Genomic DNA, 16,322 nt, shown 5'->3' with positions numbered 1-16,322 from the left:
TTTACCCACGAGTCTTGGAAGTCTTAAGTACCCACAACAAGACCCCAGCTGCATTGATAACCCACAAAGCGACCCAAAAGATACCAGGTAGCCACGTTAGATTTGCTAAATGAGCCGCATCACCTTCATGGGGATATCCAAATAAAGAAAGAGAACTAAGGAGACCATTTAAAATTAAAGACATGCCAAATAACTTATATATGTGTCTTAGCCAGCTCACATTACTGATATACAAAGAAGCTAAAAAGCCAGTTGCAATTAACAATAAGATCAAAGCCGTCAGTATATCGGATACATAAAACACTAGTGTCACAGCGACGATGGCCAACATGAATGATGCTAATAGCTTGGTTGTCACTGCAGCTTTGGGTTCTGCAATTTTAAAGATAACCGCACCAAACCAAGGTGTACCAAAATAACCGCTAAAAGCAATAAGTGTGTGGATACCACCTCTGCTAAAACAAAAACCAGAACCATCGGTAAACAGTTGAATTTTTTCTACAACGCCACCTGACAATAACGTGGCAATGCCATGGGAAAGCTCATGATAATAAGTTGCAAACCAATATAAAGGTAAACTTAAAAATGGGACTTGAAGCAAGACCGCTGTAATGATCAGATAAAGCCAAGTTTGAATGAGTTTATTTTTATGCCAGTCCATCTAAGCGATTAATAATTATGAGCCATTGAAGTCATATTAAGTGATTTGATTTTTTAATCCAGTCATGGGTAATAAAAAACCAGAGGTTAGGCTCTGGTTCTTAAATAATTAAAACGTCTAATAATGAATCATTCGCGACCAGGGAGTTTTTTCCATGTAACGGTATCACGCAAGTACACAGGCGATAATTCATCTACAGATGTATATAAATTTTGCTCCCATGCATTAATTGCCAGTGGCAACATAGCCTTTGCATTAGGAAGCTCAGCCAGAGTCTGCAGTTCAATATTGGAGACTTTATCCTTTAAATCTGGATAAGCCGAGATCCCTGTTCCACAGACAGTAATTACCTTAGAATGATTTAACTCAATCTTTACAGAGTCAGGTGAACATACTTGCTCGTTTGAAACAGGAATTATTGATTCCTCATCAATTCGATATTGAGCGGTATAGACTTCACTCATGCGAGCATCAATAGCACAGAACACTTGGTTAGCACCCTGCTCTTTTGCAATTTGTGCCATAGTCTCTAAAGTAGACACGCCATATACAGGTATATCGTGACCTAAAGCTAACCCTTGCGTCATGCTGGTACAAATTCTAATCCCAGTAAAACTTCCAGGGCCTCTTCCATAAGCAATTCCATCAATATCTTGAAGTGAAATCTCAGCTTCTGATAATAATGCGTTTGCCATTCCTAATAGTCTTTGACTGTGCTCTCTGGGTGCATTGACAGACTCAAAGAAAACTCGACCATCATGCAATAGTGCAGCTGAACACGCTTCAGTACAAGTATCGATGGCAAGAAGTGTTGGGTTAATTTTAGGCATAGTGTTACTACTGACTTGAATTATTGCGTTGGTAACGCATTATAACTATGAGAAAGGCGATTAGAGCATAGGCTAAAGTAAAAGAGCAAGTAGATTTAACCTACTTGCTCTTTTAGGATTTTAAGAGCGCTTTTCTGCCATTTGAGTGATCAAAGGCTGGCTTAACGATTTTAAAATATCAATAGATAAAGGTTTGTCCTCGATATCATGAAGCACTAACTTTGTCTGGCCACCGTCTTGAGACTCAACGGTTAGACGATACGAACCATCTTTAAGCTCAATCTTGTTGCTATCGCCCCATAGAGAGCTCCAGAAACCTGTTTCATTTTTATAGTCGACAAAGTACAAGTTCTTACTTGTATCCATATCAACAATTTCAAAACCTAACTCAGGTAAAACAATACGTAAGCGATCCCACACTTTATTTTGTGGTGCATTGACTAGCCAATATCCATCATTAGATTTAGCTTCAAATTGAACCTTCATACCAAGGCTACTTTCAATTCGCGCAGCATTGATGGCTTTATTTCGTTCAATTCTTAAAAATGAAATAGCTGAGTTCAACATGTCTACAGTATAGCGATGCATATCTGTACTAGTCAGCTTCACGCCTTGATCATCACCATTAAATTCTTCTTGATGTTCAAGTAGCTTAATAGCAATCTCACCTGTGCGGCCATGAGGCTTGATGTTAACATCAAACTCGTAGCGTTGACGTAAAGTATACGTTTTATCACTACCAAATAAGTTTGAATCTACAACGCTGGTTGTTTCTATCCAATCTGTTTGTAAAGTAAATGGATTATCCGTTTGTTTTAGAATGTTAATATTGCGACTGGCTAAAAAACTCTTTAAAGCAGCAACAACTTCACTCTTAAGGTTCACTTTACTATTTACTGATTCAACAAGGACCTTTACGCCCTTACTGTTATCTTCCACACGAGTTCCTTCTGCAAGTGCCAACACTTGTAGAGGAGGTCTGATATCAAGTCCTGTTCCGACTTGTTCTGACTTATCTTTTCCTAACTCAGGCAGACGAAATTCAGAGCTATAAGTTGGCTGTTTCAAGCCATTGGGGATAATAAGTTGTGGTTCAGACTTTTCTGTTGTGTATTCATCAGAACCGTTAGCTTGACGTCTTTCACTCGGAGAAGAACAAGCAGCAACGGTCATAATCAAGACCAATGGTGAAACTTTTTTAAGCATGTAATTATTTAACCTCTATTTGGGCTTTTTTCATTGCGTCTATTAACAGACCATGATGACTAGAAGAAAGTTCAGTCAAAGGTAAACGAATTGTAGGATTAGTGATAAGCCCAAGATGATAACTCGCCCACTTTACTGGAATCGGGTTAGCTTCAATAAATAATGATTCGTAAAGCCCTGAAAATGATTCATCAATTTGCTGTGATAAATCGGTATTGCCTGCTAAGGCTAAATCGCATAGGTTTTTGAATTTTTTAGGAGCAATATTATTAACTACCGAAATAACACCATCGCCGCCAAGCAACATGAATTCACGGCAAGTTGCATCGTCACCGCTTAAAATGGCAAAATCTTCGCCGCATAACTCTCGAATGATTTCAACTCGATTCACATCACCCGTTGCTTCTTTTATTCCAACAACATTGGATAATTTAGCAAGCTCAGCAACGACTTCTGGCTGCATATCTACTGCTGTACGACCTGGTACATTATAAAGAATCTGAGGGACATCAGTACTATCAGCAATTGCTTTGAAATGCGCGATTAAACCTTTAGGCGAAGGCTTATTGTAATAAGGGGTAACACAAAGCATCCCGTCCAAACCAAGCGGAGATAATGCTTTAGTCAGCTCAACTGCACTCGCTGTGGAGTTAGAGCCGTTACCAGCGATAACCTGAACTCGCCCATCTACGGCTTTCACAACATGTTTAACAATGGCAACGTATTCTGCTGTAGAAAGAGTCGCTGACTCACCTGTTGTGCCTACGGCAACAATCCCATCTGTGCCATTTTCAATATGAAATTCAATCAGCCTGTCTAAGCTTGGGTAATCAACACTACCATCAAGCTCCATAGGAGTGACTAAGGCAACAAAACTTCCCTTAAACATTTGTTATCCCCTCAACTAAGAAAAATTCTCAAGCAATACTCGAGCCACGCTATGTTACTTACGCTCAGCAATAATGACAAGTACAAACAAGAGGATAAATTTGATAATATCTTTTGCTTATTTCGGCCTATTGATCTTTCTTGTCTATTTCGGCATCGAAGATTGGCTTTCTAAAGAGGTAATTTAATGACCAACTACTTAGTACTTACAGCTATGGGTGCCGACCGTCCAGGTATTGTCAGCCGTCTTGCAAGGCTTGCAACCGATTGTGATTGCGATATTGTTGATAGCAGAATGGCTATATTTGGTAATGAGTTCACCATGATAATGATGTTATCAGGTTCTTGGACATCAATAGCTAAAATTGAAAGTACTATTCCCAGCCTGAGTGTTGAGTTGGATCTATTAACTGTCGTTAAGCGTACATCTAAGCATACCTTGACTAATTTTACTTCTCGATTGGAAGTGGTTTTTTCTGGCGCAGATCAACGTGGAACAATGGCGGCCATTACACGCTTTTTAGCAGATAAAGAACTCGACTTAGCCAGTGTAAAATCTCATGCAGAGTCAGATGAAGATGATAAGCACACACAACAAATTCAAGTGATTATCAATGTCCCAGAAGGTATTTCTGCGGACGCTGTAACCCCAGAAATTGAGCAGTTTGCTCTAAAGCTAGGGCTTGAAAGCAGCATCAAACAATTAACAAAAATCATTCAGGAATAACTATGAATACCCTAAAGGCAGGCGACAAAGCCCCACTATTTGATTTACAAGATCAATATGGAGAAACACATTCTTTAGAGTCAGCTTTAAAGAAAGGAAGAGTTTTAGTCTACTTCTATCCTAAGGCAAGCACTCCTGGTTGTACTGTACAAGCTTGTGGTCTCAGAGATTCTAAATCTGAACTGGATAGCTTGAACGTAACTGTGTTTGGTTTAAGCCCTGATCCTGTTACGAGATTAACTAAATTCTCGGATAAGCAAGAGCTTAACTTTACGTTACTCAGTGATGAAGACCACGCCGTAGCAGATGCATTTGGCGTGTGGGGAGAGAAAAAATTCATGGGCAAAATTTATGACGGTATCCATCGTTTAAGCTTCTTAATCGCACAAAATGGTACTGTCGAACATGTATTCGATAAGTTCAAAACAAAAGAACATCATGATGTAGTGCTAAGCTACCTAAAAGGTGAATAATACTTCCCATTAAAAAAGCGACCAATCGGTCGCTTTTTTTCATCAAACTGTAGCTACTTGCTCTCGCTCAGGCCAAGCGTTAAGCACTGCTTTAACCAGTGAAGCCAGCGGTATCGCTAGGAAAACTCCCCACACTCCCCACAGCCCACCGAAAGTTAACACCGCGGCAATAATTATCACAGGATGAAGATCAACAGCATCCGAAAACAAAAGAGGAACCAGTACATTTCCGTCAAGTGCTTGAATAATGCCATAACCAAGCATCACATATCCAAATGCAGGGCTAATACCGAATTGGAAAAATGCAACGAGTAAAATAGGGAGTGTAACTAAAGCGGCACCTAAAAACGGAATAAGAACGGAGAGTCCTGTTAATACACCTAGTAACGCCGCATAGCGTAAATCCATAAATAAGAAGAAGATGTAGGTAGCAGCACCAACAACAACGGTTTCTATTACTTTACCACGAATGTAGTTAAACAATTGTTGATGCATCTCGGACCATACTTTTCCGGCTAATTCACGATTACTTGGAAAAAATCGCTTAACTCCATTAAGTAACACTTGCTTGTCTTTTAAGAAAAAGAAAACCAATAGCGGAACCAAAACCACATAAATCATCAGTACAATTAAAGAGGCAGAAAAACCAAGTAGCTGTTGACCAAAGTTAATCAAATGCTTGGTATCTAATAAGGCTTTTGCTTCATTTAATAAGCTGTTGATTTGATCTGTACTTATATAAGCAGGATATTTAGTCGATAATTCTTGAACTGTTTCCATTCCTTTATCAATCATAGAAGGCAATTCAGAAACAAAGGCCATTGCTTGGTTCCATACACTTGGAAGAATTCCTAATACCAATAATAAAACCAATCCTATGAACATCAGTAAAACGATAGAAGAGCCTGCTGTCCGATTGATTCCAATTCGATGCATTTGCTTTACTGGCCACTCTAATAAAAAGGCTAACACCAGAGCAACAATCAATGGCGCTAAAATACCTGCGGCAAAATATATGGTTAAAAAAAGTGTAAGTAAGATCAAAACCAAAGTTACAGCTTGAGGGTCACTGAATCTGGCTTTATACCAATCTGAAAGTAATGTGATCATTAGCGATGAGTTCCACTATTTTGAAGACTTAGTTACTATAAATTCAAACTTATCTATAGTATTACTGATTATTTGCACATGGTGGCCTAATTGTTGTAAATATTTGGGAACATCTTCGCGAGATAGACGGTCATAAATAGCAAATTGTAACTGTTGGCCAACAGCTAATTGCTTAATTGCCATTTTGACTTTTACTAACACCAAAGGGCAACGGTGCTCAGTTAAATCAATAAATTGCATAATGCGCTTGCTCAAACATAACTGACGCTATTATCCTAGGTTACAAACAAAACACAAGTGACTCCCCTATTTTCATCGGTTAAAAGTAGGTCTACATTGATTAAACAAAAGCGTTTCTTAAAATTAAAAAAAATGACAATGGCTTTACTTACGGCCGGTCTGCTTTCCTCATCTCATTTAGCATGGTCAGACAATGAACTACCAGACCTCGGTACTGCCGCTGCAAGTACTTTGACGATTGATCAGGAAAATGAACTTGGCGATATTTACATGCGAGTTCAACGCGCTTCTCAACCCGTTGTTTATGATCCATTATTGAATCAATACATCACAGAACTCGGCAACAAACTTGTCGCGCATGCACAAGATGTTAAAACCTCATTTCAATTCTTTCTTATTCAAAATGATGAAATTAATGCTTTTGCATTTTTTGGGGGGCATGTAGGCATACATACTGGCTTACTTCTCACCGCCGATAACGAAAGTGAGTTAGCTTCAGTATACGCCCATGAAATTGCACATGTTACTCAAAGGCATCTAGCTCGTGCGATGGAAGCAAGAGCCAGAAGTAATCCAGCAATGATTGCAGGATTAATTGGTTCTTTACTTTTAACAATTGCAGCACCAGAAGCAGGTATGGCGGCATTGGCGACAACAACAGGTATAGCAAGACAAACCCAAATAAACTATACCCGTTCCAATGAAAAAGAAGCAGACCGTCTTGGAATGCATACTTTAGTTGCCTCAGGTTTTGATCCTGATGGTGCATATCTATTTTTTAATAAGCTGGCTAGAAAATACCAATACGCTACTCGCTTACCAGAGATTTTGCAAAGCCACCCTCTTCCCAAATCAAGGATTACCGAAGCTAGAAACCGAGCAGCAAAGTATCCTCATAGATATATCCCAGCCAGCCTTGATTTCCAGCTAGCAAAGGCTCGAGTGGAAGTTAGATTCTCTGATTACAGCAATAACGCTTCGCTTGCTATGTTCGAGAAGCAACTTGATCAAAGAACTTTTGTTGTTAAAGATGCAGCTCTTTATGGAAAAGCATTAGCCTTATTTGAATTACAGAAAACCAAAGAATCGAACAAAATTATCGAAGAGTTACTCAAACGCGATCCTGACAATTTGTTCTATATCGATACAAAAACCGATCTATTGATCAAAGAGAAGAAATTTCGAAAAGCCATTCAAATGTTAGAGGCACAATATCAAGACAAGCCTACATCACAAGTCATATCGATGAACTTAGCCCACGCATATATTGAAGGCGGAAAATCTGAAAAAGCGATACCAATCCTACAAGAAGCTATCTTTTATGATCATGCCAATGTGTTGGCATACCAACTTCTACTAGATGCCTACAGCAAAACCAATAATTCCGCCATGGAACATTATATTCAAGCCGAAATTATGGCCTTACAAGCGAACTTTGAAGGAGCAATAGATCAATTGAATTATGCTCATCAGCAAAGCTCTAAAGATCCATTACAGCTCGCAAGAATTGAAGCAAGAATTCGTCAATTTAGGCAATATCAACTTGAAATAAAAAAATTATCTAAGCGATAGATTTTTGTTAAACTCCGCAGCAAACTGATAGATGAGAAGACAAATGACAAAAGTAACCATTTTTCACAACCCTCGCTGTTCTAAAAGCAGACAGACTCTTGCTTTGTTAGAAGAAAATAATTGCGAAATTGAGGTTATCGAATACCTGAAAGATATCCCTACAATTGAGACGCTTAAAAGCATTCAAAGCAAACTGAATGTTGCTGTACGTGACATGATGCGTACAAAGGAAGATGATTATAAAGAGCAAAATCTCTCTGATGATTCAGTCACTGACGAGCAACTTTTCAATGCCATGATAAAAACGCCTAAAATCATTGAACGTCCGATTGTATTGGCAAATGATAAGGCAGTAATTGGTCGTCCACCAGAAAATGTATTGGACATCATCTAATGCAAACACAAACTCTATTTCAATTATGCAGAACTGGATATATTGCTTTAGTCTTATTGCTAAGCGGTTACTTTATTCAATTAGGTTTATCGGGAACATACAGTATTGCGTTTACTGCTCTGTGGATCATACCGTTACTGCTCCCACTTAAAGGGATCATACAAGGAAATCCCTATACTTTTGCTTGGGCAAGTTTCATTTTATGCTTGTATGAGTTACATGCTCTAACAAATTTATGGGTTGCCGATAGTGGTTTTATCTTTGCTGTTATCGAGACAGTCTTAATTTCATTACTGCTGATTGGATTCCCATACTATGCTCGATTCCGTGGCCGTGAATTGGGTTTGGGATTAAAAAAGAAAAAAGATCAATAGTAGTTGGATATAATAAAGCCCGAACTTATATCGGGCTTCTTTTTTAGCTTAAATAAATTACCACATCAAATCATCTGGGATGACATAATCTGCATAAGGATCATCTTCTTCTACGATTTCACCTGTTTTATCCGCTTCAGTAGCCAAGTATCCACACCATTCAGGTACCAATAAATTCACACGCTCAGCTAATTTAAACGGCACAACATAAGTTTTCTCTTCATGGCGTACAATACCTAACTTACCATTCAAGAGCTGCGACTGAATAGAATCATCGATATAAATAGCATGTACCTTAGTTCCAACCGTAAAGTTGAATTTAACTTCGCCATTTGTCGGTAAAGAAAGTGCGGTACGAGTGAACTCAGTAATTAAAGAACGGACTTGCCCTATTTCCATTGCTTCTGCAAAACGTTTTTCATTTAACGCTTTATCTTTTTCAGCTTGTTGCTGTTTTTGCTCTGCAATTTGTTGTTTTAACGCTGCAGAACCATCATCAACTTTTTGCTTTCTATTGCGACGCTTTTGGGTTTTTACGTCACGAACTTTTTGCTTACTGGCTAAGCCTGCCTTTAATAGCTGCTCTTGTAATGCATTTGCCATTTGTGTTTCTCTTTTTTTCCGTCATACCTGCGAAGGAAGGTATCTAGTGACTAATTTAAAGACGCTGGATGCCTACACCTTCGCAAGCATAACATTAAAGTCTTAATATTTATTCAGTTGGATTGATACTGTAATGAATGCTGGTTAAGGCTTCAAGTGGGTCTAGTGCTTTCGTGATAGGTCGACCAATGACCAAATAATCTGAGCCTGCTTTTAGTGCTTTCTCTGGTGTCATAATACGATGTTGATCGCCAACTGCTGAACCAATTGGGCGGATCCCCGGAGTGATTAATTTAAACTCAGAACCTAAAGTGGACCTTAGCGACTCGGCTTCTTGCGCCGAACAAACCACTCCATCTAATCCTGCCTGGTGAGCCAATGCTGCTAAATGTTGCACTTGCTCATCAGCGGTTTTATTTATGCCGATTAATGGCAGCTCTTCATCACTCATTGAAGTCAGTACAGTAACACCAATTAATAGTGGCGCTTTATCACCATAGGGTTCAAGAATGTCCTTTGCGGCTTTCATCATTGCCAAGCCACCGCTTGCATGCACATTAACCATCCATACACCAAGTTCAGCAGCTGCTTTTACAGCTTTAGCTACCGTATTTGGAATATCGTGAAATTTCAAATCGAGGAAAACATCAAAGCCTTTATCTTGCACCTCTTTCACAAACTCAGGTCCAAACAAAGTAAACATTTCTTTGCCAACTTTTAAACGGCACATTGTAGGATCAAGTTGATTAATTAGGGCAAAGGCTTCAGCTTTATTGTCATAGTCTAAAGCGACAAGGATACGTTTTTCAGACATGGTTTCTCCGATGTTATTTTCTTTTCCATGACCGATTGAGTCATGGTTATTCGCCATCAAGACCTTTTATGCGAGTTATTTTCCCCCAGGCTTTGCATGATGGACAGTGCCAATAAAGTACGTGAGCAGGAAAGCCACATACTTTACAGCGATACGATGGTCGATAAGCAATTTGCTGAGCAACCAACTTTTCTAAGCGAGCCAGATTATCTTTGGATGAATCGTCCTTAGTTTGTTCTAAGTACAATTTCATCAACTCTTGAAAGCCTTTCATCGTAGGCTTGCGATAAAGAGAATCTAATAATATGTTTTCTGCTTCAGTTAATTCATTGTTTTGCAGCAATAAGTGAACGATTTCTAAAATCGCAGAAATGCCAGCGCCCTTTTCAACCGCTTGCTGCAAATAGTCACGATAGCCATTAATATCAGATTGAGCGAGATAGACCTCTTTCGTCACCTCTATGGCATCGGCAATGAAGTTGATATCGGCTGTTAAGATGGCAAGTAAGTATTGCTTACTTTGCTTGAAGTCTTGTTTGGATGCATAGACTTTTGCAAGTTCTAATAAAGCACGTATGCATTTATCATCTTGTTTAAGTGCAAGCTTTAAATATTTTATCTTCTTGTTTGGATCTGCTGATTCTTCACTGAGCTGGCAATAATAATGAGCTTGAGTTTCAAGATATTCTTTACGCTGAGAGCGACTCATGTGATTTATGACTTTGATCGCTTTACGCCAATCTTTCGTGGTTTGATAAATAGAAATGAGCTGGGTTTCGGCTTCATGTGTATCTTCTGACTGTTGAAGCAAACTTAAAAAGATTTCTTCGGCTCGATCGTAAAAACCAGCCGCCATATAATCTTTGCCAAGCTCAGCCATTGCCATTTCTAATTGGTCTGGTGCAAGACTTGGACGGGAGATCAGATTCTGATGAATACGAATAGCTCGGTCTACTTCACCACGTTTACGGAATAAAGCGCCAAGAGAAAGATGAGTTTCAATGGTTTCGTCATCGACATCCAGCATGTCGATAAAAAAATCTACGGCTTTGTCTGATTCATTAGACAAAATGAAATTTAAGCCTGAAAAGTATTCCTTGTTAAGCTTACGCTGCTTTTTTTGCTGCTGGTGGCGCATGCTTCTACGCCCCATATACCAACCGTAACTGGCTGCTAATGGCAGTAACAAAAACAAAATCTCAAGCATATTAGCGCTCTTCTTCGCTTGTTACTTTAGGCTCTAATGCCGCAAGCTTTTTATTTGCCTGACGTAAGGAAACCTTCAATTTAATAATTTGGTACGCCGCACACAACCAACTTAGTACAAATCCACCTAAAAAAACTGAAGCTAAAACAATAGGAAGTCGATATTCACCTTGAGCCACAAAATAGCTTATGGTCACCATCTGTTCGTTACGTGCGCCGAAAATAAAAGCTAAAAAGAAGATTGCTGCAACGACAATTGTAATGAAAAATGATTTCACATGAATCTCCATATAGTTCAGTAAAACTGGCTTTAATTCCTACAACACACAGTGTTTAGTTATTGAAATCCGTACGAGTTCTGATTATCTGCGAAATATTGGCTTTAGGCTAGCTTTAGATACAAAAAAGCCTCCCAAAGGAGGCTTTTTAATCAAGTTCGATCACGAATTGATAGCATCAACACGTTCTCGTAATTCTTTGCCTGGCTTAAAGTGTGGTACATACTTACCTTCTAGATCCACTGAGGTTCCAGTTTTAGGGTTACGTCCAACACGCGGAGCACGGTAGTGAAGTGAAAAGCTACCGAATCCACGGATCTCAATGCGATCACCAGATTCTAATGTTGAAGCCATTTGCTCCAGCATTTCTTTTACAGCATTCTCTACTTCTTTCGCTGATAATTGTGGATTATTAGCAGCGAGTTTTGCGATTAGTTCGGATTTAGTCATCCTAGCTATCCTCTTATTTTAAGCCAAACTTAATCATCAAAGGTGCTAATTAAAGCACCTTTACAACAATGATTACTTACGAGCAGCTTTAAACGCTTCTGCCATAGCATTGCTGATAACAGCGTCATCTTTCTTGTTAACAGATGCTAGTGCTTCTTTCTCTTCAGCTTCGTCTTTCGCTTTGATAGACAGGCTGATAGTGCGGTTCTTACGATCAACACCCATGAACTTAGCTTCTACAGCGTCACCTTCTGCGAATACAGTAGATGCGTCTTCGATGCGCTCACGAGAGATGTCAGCAACGCGGATGTAACCTTCAACTGAGTCAGCCAACTCAACAGTAACACCTTTAGCGTCAACTGCTGCAACAGTACCATTAACGATAGTACCTTTCTTCTTGTCAGCCAAGTAAGCGTTGAATGGATCGTCTTCAGTTTGCTTAACGCCTAAGCTGATACGCTCACGCTCTGGGTCAACTGAAAGAACAACTGCACTGATTTCGTCACCTTTCTTGTACTCAGATACTGCTTCTTCGCCAGTACCAGTCCAAGAAATGTCAGATAGGTGAACAAGACCGTCGATGCCACCGTCAAGACCGATGAAGATACCGAAGTCAGTGATAGACTTGATCTTACCAGATACTTTGTCGCCCTTGTTGTAACGAGAAGCGAAATCATCCCATGGGTTAGTCTTACATTGTTTAAGACCTAGAGAGATACGACGACGTTCTTCGTCAATGTCTAGAACTAGAACTTCAACTTCGTCACCTAAGTTAACAACTTTAGATGGGTGGATGTTCTTGTTAGTCCAATCCATTTCAGAAACGTGAACAAGACCTTCAACGCCTTCTTCGATTTCAACGAAACAACCGTAGTCAGTCAAGTTAGTTACGCGACCACTCAAACGAGTGTTCTCTGGGTAACGCTTGCTGATTGCTAACCATGGATCTTCGCCTAGTTGCTTAAGACCTAGTGATACACGGGTGCGCTCACGATCGTACTTAAGAACTTTAACGTTGATTTCGTCACCAACATTAACGATTTCAGATGGGTGCTTAACACGCTTCCAAGCCATATCAGTGATATGTAGAAGACCGTCAACACCACCAAGATCAACGAATGCACCGTAGTCAGTAAGGTTCTTAACGATACCTTTAACAGCTTGACCTTCTTGTAGGTTCTCAAGAAGAGCGTCACGCTCTGCACTGCTCTCAGATTCGATAACAGCACGACGAGAAACAACAACGTTGTTACGCTTTTGGTCTAGCTTGATTACTTTGAATTCTAATTCTTTGTTTTCTAGGTGAGCAGTGTCGCGAACTGGGCGAACGTCAACTAGAGAACCTGGTAGGAATGCACGGATACCGTTTAGTTCAACAGTGAAACCGCCTTTAACCTTACCATTGATAACACCGATAACAGTTTCAGCGTCTTCGTATGCTTTTTCAAGAACAATCCAAGCTTCGTGACGCTTAGCTTTTTCACGAGAAAGTTGAGTCTCACCGAAGCCATCTTCAACAGAGTCAAGAGCAACGTCTACTTCATCACCAACGTTGATTTCAAGTTCGCCAGCAGCGTTCTTGAATTGATCAGCAGGGATTGGGCTTTCAGATTTAAGACCAGCGTCAACTAGTACCATACCGTTTTCGATAGCTACTACAGTACCACGTACGATAGAGCCTGGGCGGAATTCTAGTTGTTCAAGGGATTGTTCAAACAGATCAGCAAAAGATTCAGTCATGTTAATTTACTTTAAGTAATAAACTACATTCATCCTAAATGTAGAGTCAGTTAAAATTTATCACCATCGTCCCTGTGGTGAATGCCTATCAACCTTGAATGGTTCTTTACGAGCTACTCAGGGCTTGATAAATGTTTTTCGATGTGTGTCAGTACGATATCTAACACACCATCAATATTAATTCCTGTCGTATCAACGACTAATGCGTCATCCGCTGCTTTCAGCGGTGCAACTGGTCGATTCATATCACGCTCATCGCGTTCAATGATTTCAGCCAAAAGGCGGTCGATTTTAACATCGAAGCCCTTGTCCTGCAACTGATTATACCTACGCTCTGCACGTTCTTCAGCCGATGCGGTCAAAAAAATCTTAACGGGTGCATCAGGGAATACTACGGTTCCCATATCTCGACCATCAGCGATTAATCCAGGCTCAACTTCAAATGCACGTTGGCGACGTAATAATGCTTCTCTTACTCTTGGGAACGCAGCAATTTTTGATGCAGCATCAGAGCATTCTTGAGTGCGAATATCTCGAGTGACATCCTCGCCTTCTAAAACCACTTTGATGTTGTCGCTTTCATTGCCTGCAAGAAACTGTACATCGAGGTGTGCGGCTAACAAACTAATCGCTTCTTCGTTATCAAGTTCAACATCATGATGTATTGAAGCTAATGCCAACACTCGATAAATGGCACCACTATCTAATAAATGAAATCCGAGTTTTTGAGCAAGCAAATGACATATTGTTCCTTTACCAGCTCCGCTTGGGCCATCAACTGTTACTACTGGAGTCCGTTCAGACATAATTCCTCCAAAATAAACATTCCCCAAAAGCACCACAAAGGCTGTTAAAGCCTAGTAGAAAAAATAAATTTTGTGGTGCTAATGAAAATAAGCGGCGGCATTGTACACCAGCTAAACACAAAAATCCGATTGTTTTTCAGATATTCGTGACCTTCGAACCTAAAAACACCAGTTGGACGCTCATTAAGATAATATCTATCTGAGTTATCTATAATTTCAATGTTTTCATCCTTCACCGAATGAGTGAAATGCTCTACGCCCACAAGCTTGCTAAAATGTCCGCTAGCAGCGTTGTAACTTTTGCAAGTAGAATTACTACTTGCTGCAAGCTACGCCTTGCTAGCAATCATTTTTTCTACGCTTGAAAACGTAGCCAACTGATGTTTTTAGGTTGAATAAAAATGAATACAGATGAAGCCGTACAAATTTGTTGACTGCAATAACAGCATATAACTAATACGGCTTGTCAGAGTTTACTTCTGACCTATTTGAGCTAAGGCTTCGAAATAGTTAGGGAAAGTTTTTGAAGTGCAGCCCGGATCGTTAATGGTTACTCCTACTTCAGATGCAGAAAGCAGAGAGAAACACATCGCCATGCGATGATCATTATATGTATCAATTTCTGCATGAACTAACTGCTCCGGTGCAGTTACTTCAATCGCGTCATTATGCTCTACCACTGTTGCCCCAACCTTTTTTAATTCAGTCGCCATGGCAGCTAAACGATCCGTCTCTTTAATACGCCAGTTGTATATGTTCTTCAACTTAGTTGTGCCTTTGGCAAACAAAGCGGCAACAGCCAATGTCATGGCTGCGTCAGGAATATGATTCATATCCATATCAATGGCAGATAACTCTGCTTTAGACGAAAGAATATAATCGTCACCCCACTCAATATTCGCCCCCATAGCCGCGAGAGCATCCGCAAATTGAATGTCCCCTTGGATGCTGTTTTTTCCAATACCCGTTACTTTTACCTGTCCGCCATTGATTGCGCCAGCAGCTAAGAAATATGAAGCAGATGAAGCATCACCTTCAACTAAAAACTCACCAGGAGATTGATAAACTTGCCCTGCTTCGATTTCAAAACGCTGATAATCATGGTTAATAACGTTAACGCCAAAGCGTTCCATCAACTTGATAGTAATATCAATATATGGCTTAGAAACTAGCTCACCATCGACAGTAATTAATACATTGTCTTTTGCTAACGGAGCCACCATGAGTAATGCAGTTAAGAACTGTGAAGATAATTTACCTGAGATATTGACATTACCACCTGATAACCCAGTTCCTTTTATCAAAATAGGTGGAAAGCCATGTTCTTTTTGGTAGCTAATGTCAGCACCCAGTTGTTCAAGTGCATCAACAAGATCTCGAATTGGGCGCTCTTCCATTCTAGGCTCACCCGTTAGCTCGTATTCACCAGAACCTAAGGTTAATGCCGCACACAATGGACGCATCGCGGTCCCTGCGTTTCCTAAAAAGAATGACTGTAATTTATCACTTTTGAATGGTCCATTATTTCCATAAACCACACATTCCGTTTTATCGTCATTCAATTCATAACGTACTCCCAACTGCTTAAGGGCTGACAGCATATGACGAATGTCATCAGAATCTAACAAGTTATAGAGCTTGGTCGTTCCCGAAGCCAGTGCCGCTAATAACAAAGCGCGGTTAGAAATACTTTTTGAGCCAGGAATATTGATTTCACCATTGAACTTAGCAATGTGAGATAAAGTGAGTTGTTGCATTTTATGAAGAAAATAGACTTACAGATTAGAGGCGTACAGGATGGCTCATACAAAAATATTTAGCAACTGTTTATTGGAATTAGATAGATAATAAAAAAGTAAAAAAATTCACCTTTTCAAGTGGTTTTTCCTCCTCAAATGTTCAAATTATGTTAGTCTCGCTCCATAAATCAAAATATATAATATGACAAAA

At 39.7% G+C, this 16,322-nt stretch carries 19 protein-coding genes; 5 read left to right on the top strand and 14 right to left on the bottom strand.

Annotated elements, in window-relative coordinates; genetic code table 11:
- Window position 1: 1 nt before the first annotated feature.
- From E2H97_RS08405 to dapA, 4 genes are all read right to left on the bottom strand, one after another.
- A complete protein-coding gene (locus tag E2H97_RS08405) occupies window positions 2-661 on the bottom strand; it encodes a M50 family metallopeptidase (protein ID WP_133406727.1) in 660 nt (219 codons plus the stop codon).
- Window positions 662-789: 128 nt separating this feature from the next.
- Window positions 790-1,491 (bottom strand): tRNA (adenosine(37)-N6)-threonylcarbamoyltransferase complex dimerization subunit type 1 TsaB, encoded by a 702-nt coding sequence (gene tsaB, locus E2H97_RS08400; RefSeq protein ID WP_133406726.1) that lies wholly within the window; start codon window positions 1,489-1,491, stop codon window positions 790-792.
- A 120-nt stretch (window positions 1,492-1,611) separates the two neighbouring features.
- Complete coding sequence (gene bamC, locus E2H97_RS08395; RefSeq protein ID WP_133406725.1) at window positions 1,612-2,697, bottom strand: outer membrane protein assembly factor BamC; 1,086 nt, start codon at window positions 2,695-2,697, stop codon at window positions 1,612-1,614.
- Window positions 2,698-2,701: 4 nt separating this feature from the next.
- Window positions 2,702-3,586, bottom strand: coding sequence for a 4-hydroxy-tetrahydrodipicolinate synthase (dapA, locus tag E2H97_RS08390; RefSeq protein WP_133406724.1), 885 nt, complete (start codon window positions 3,584-3,586; stop codon window positions 2,702-2,704).
- Window positions 3,587-3,772: 186 nt separating this feature from the next.
- On the opposite strand from dapA, the gene E2H97_RS08385 reads away from it, so the two are divergent.
- Both E2H97_RS08385 and bcp read left to right on the top strand, forming a co-directional pair.
- A complete protein-coding gene (locus E2H97_RS08385; protein ID WP_133406723.1) occupies window positions 3,773-4,312 on the top strand; it encodes a glycine cleavage system transcriptional repressor in 540 nt (179 codons plus the stop codon).
- 2 nt (window positions 4,313-4,314) lie between these two features.
- Entirely contained in the window at window positions 4,315-4,785 is a 471-nt protein-coding gene (gene bcp / locus E2H97_RS08380; RefSeq protein WP_133406722.1) for a thioredoxin-dependent thiol peroxidase, read from the top strand.
- 42 nt (window positions 4,786-4,827) lie between these two features.
- Here bcp and E2H97_RS08375 read toward each other — a convergent pair whose 3' ends face one another.
- Together E2H97_RS08375 and E2H97_RS08370 are read right to left on the bottom strand one after the other, a co-directional pair.
- Window positions 4,828-5,895 (bottom strand): AI-2E family transporter, encoded by a 1,068-nt coding sequence (locus E2H97_RS08375; protein ID WP_133406721.1) that lies wholly within the window; start codon window positions 5,893-5,895, stop codon window positions 4,828-4,830.
- A 15-nt stretch (window positions 5,896-5,910) separates the two neighbouring features.
- Window positions 5,911-6,150: a sulfurtransferase TusA family protein gene (locus E2H97_RS08370; protein ID WP_246029073.1), complete on the bottom strand. Its 240-nt coding sequence runs from the start codon at window positions 6,148-6,150 to the stop codon at window positions 5,911-5,913.
- Between the two features lie 84 nt (window positions 6,151-6,234).
- Between E2H97_RS08370 and bepA the strand changes: the two genes are divergently transcribed.
- Genes bepA through E2H97_RS08355 form a run of 3 tightly spaced genes read left to right on the top strand, consistent with a single transcriptional unit; the run spans window position 6,235 to window position 8,475 of the window.
- Window positions 6,235-7,707, top strand: a complete 1,473-nt coding sequence (gene bepA, locus E2H97_RS08365) for a beta-barrel assembly-enhancing protease (protein WP_425466808.1) — start codon at window positions 6,235-6,237, stop codon at window positions 7,705-7,707.
- Window positions 7,708-7,750: 43 nt separating this feature from the next.
- Complete coding sequence (arsC, locus tag E2H97_RS08360; protein ID WP_133406718.1) at window positions 7,751-8,101, top strand: arsenate reductase (glutaredoxin); 351 nt, start codon at window positions 7,751-7,753, stop codon at window positions 8,099-8,101.
- Window positions 8,101-8,475: a DUF2069 domain-containing protein gene (locus E2H97_RS08355; protein WP_133406717.1), complete on the top strand. Its 375-nt coding sequence runs from the start codon at window positions 8,101-8,103 to the stop codon at window positions 8,473-8,475. Before arsC ends, E2H97_RS08355 begins: the two co-directional genes overlap by 1 nt.
- A 57-nt stretch (window positions 8,476-8,532) precedes the next feature.
- On the opposite strand, the gene E2H97_RS08350 is transcribed toward E2H97_RS08355, so the two are convergent.
- The 8 genes from E2H97_RS08350 to aroA form a co-directional block, all read right to left on the bottom strand.
- On the bottom strand, window positions 8,533-9,078 hold the full coding sequence (locus E2H97_RS08350) for a DUF2058 domain-containing protein (protein ID WP_133406716.1): 546 nt from the start codon (window positions 9,076-9,078) through the stop codon (window positions 8,533-8,535).
- Window positions 9,079-9,187: 109 nt separating this feature from the next.
- Window positions 9,188-9,892, bottom strand: coding sequence for an orotidine-5'-phosphate decarboxylase (pyrF, locus tag E2H97_RS08345; RefSeq protein WP_133408598.1), 705 nt, complete (start codon window positions 9,890-9,892; stop codon window positions 9,188-9,190).
- 46 nt (window positions 9,893-9,938) lie between these two features.
- Complete coding sequence (gene lapB, locus E2H97_RS08340; RefSeq protein ID WP_133406715.1) at window positions 9,939-11,099, bottom strand: lipopolysaccharide assembly protein LapB; 1,161 nt, start codon at window positions 11,097-11,099, stop codon at window positions 9,939-9,941.
- A 1-nt stretch (window position 11,100) separates the two neighbouring features.
- Entirely contained in the window at window positions 11,101-11,376 is a 276-nt protein-coding gene (locus E2H97_RS08335) for a LapA family protein (protein WP_133406714.1), read from the bottom strand.
- Between the two features lie 162 nt (window positions 11,377-11,538).
- The gene (ihfB, locus tag E2H97_RS08330; RefSeq protein ID WP_133406713.1) at window positions 11,539-11,826 is read right to left on the bottom strand and encodes an integration host factor subunit beta; all 288 of its coding nucleotides are present in this window, start codon (window positions 11,824-11,826) and stop codon (window positions 11,539-11,541) included.
- 72 nt (window positions 11,827-11,898) lie between these two features.
- On the bottom strand, window positions 11,899-13,566 hold the full coding sequence (gene rpsA, locus E2H97_RS08325; protein ID WP_133406712.1) for a 30S ribosomal protein S1: 1,668 nt from the start codon (window positions 13,564-13,566) through the stop codon (window positions 11,899-11,901).
- Window positions 13,567-13,679: 113 nt separating this feature from the next.
- On the bottom strand, window positions 13,680-14,372 hold the full coding sequence (cmk, locus tag E2H97_RS08320) for a (d)CMP kinase (protein WP_133406711.1): 693 nt from the start codon (window positions 14,370-14,372) through the stop codon (window positions 13,680-13,682).
- 473 nt (window positions 14,373-14,845) lie between these two features.
- Window positions 14,846-16,129 (bottom strand): 3-phosphoshikimate 1-carboxyvinyltransferase, encoded by a 1,284-nt coding sequence (gene aroA, locus E2H97_RS08315; RefSeq protein ID WP_133406710.1) that lies wholly within the window; start codon window positions 16,127-16,129, stop codon window positions 14,846-14,848.
- Window positions 16,130-16,322 lie beyond the last annotated feature (193 nt).

Source organism: Parashewanella tropica, from assembly GCF_004358445.1.
GTDB classification, from domain to species: Bacteria; Pseudomonadota; Gammaproteobacteria; order Enterobacterales; family Shewanellaceae; genus Parashewanella; species Parashewanella tropica.
Note: the sequence above shows the minus strand (reverse complement) of the source record. Positions and strands in the feature narration are given on the sequence as shown.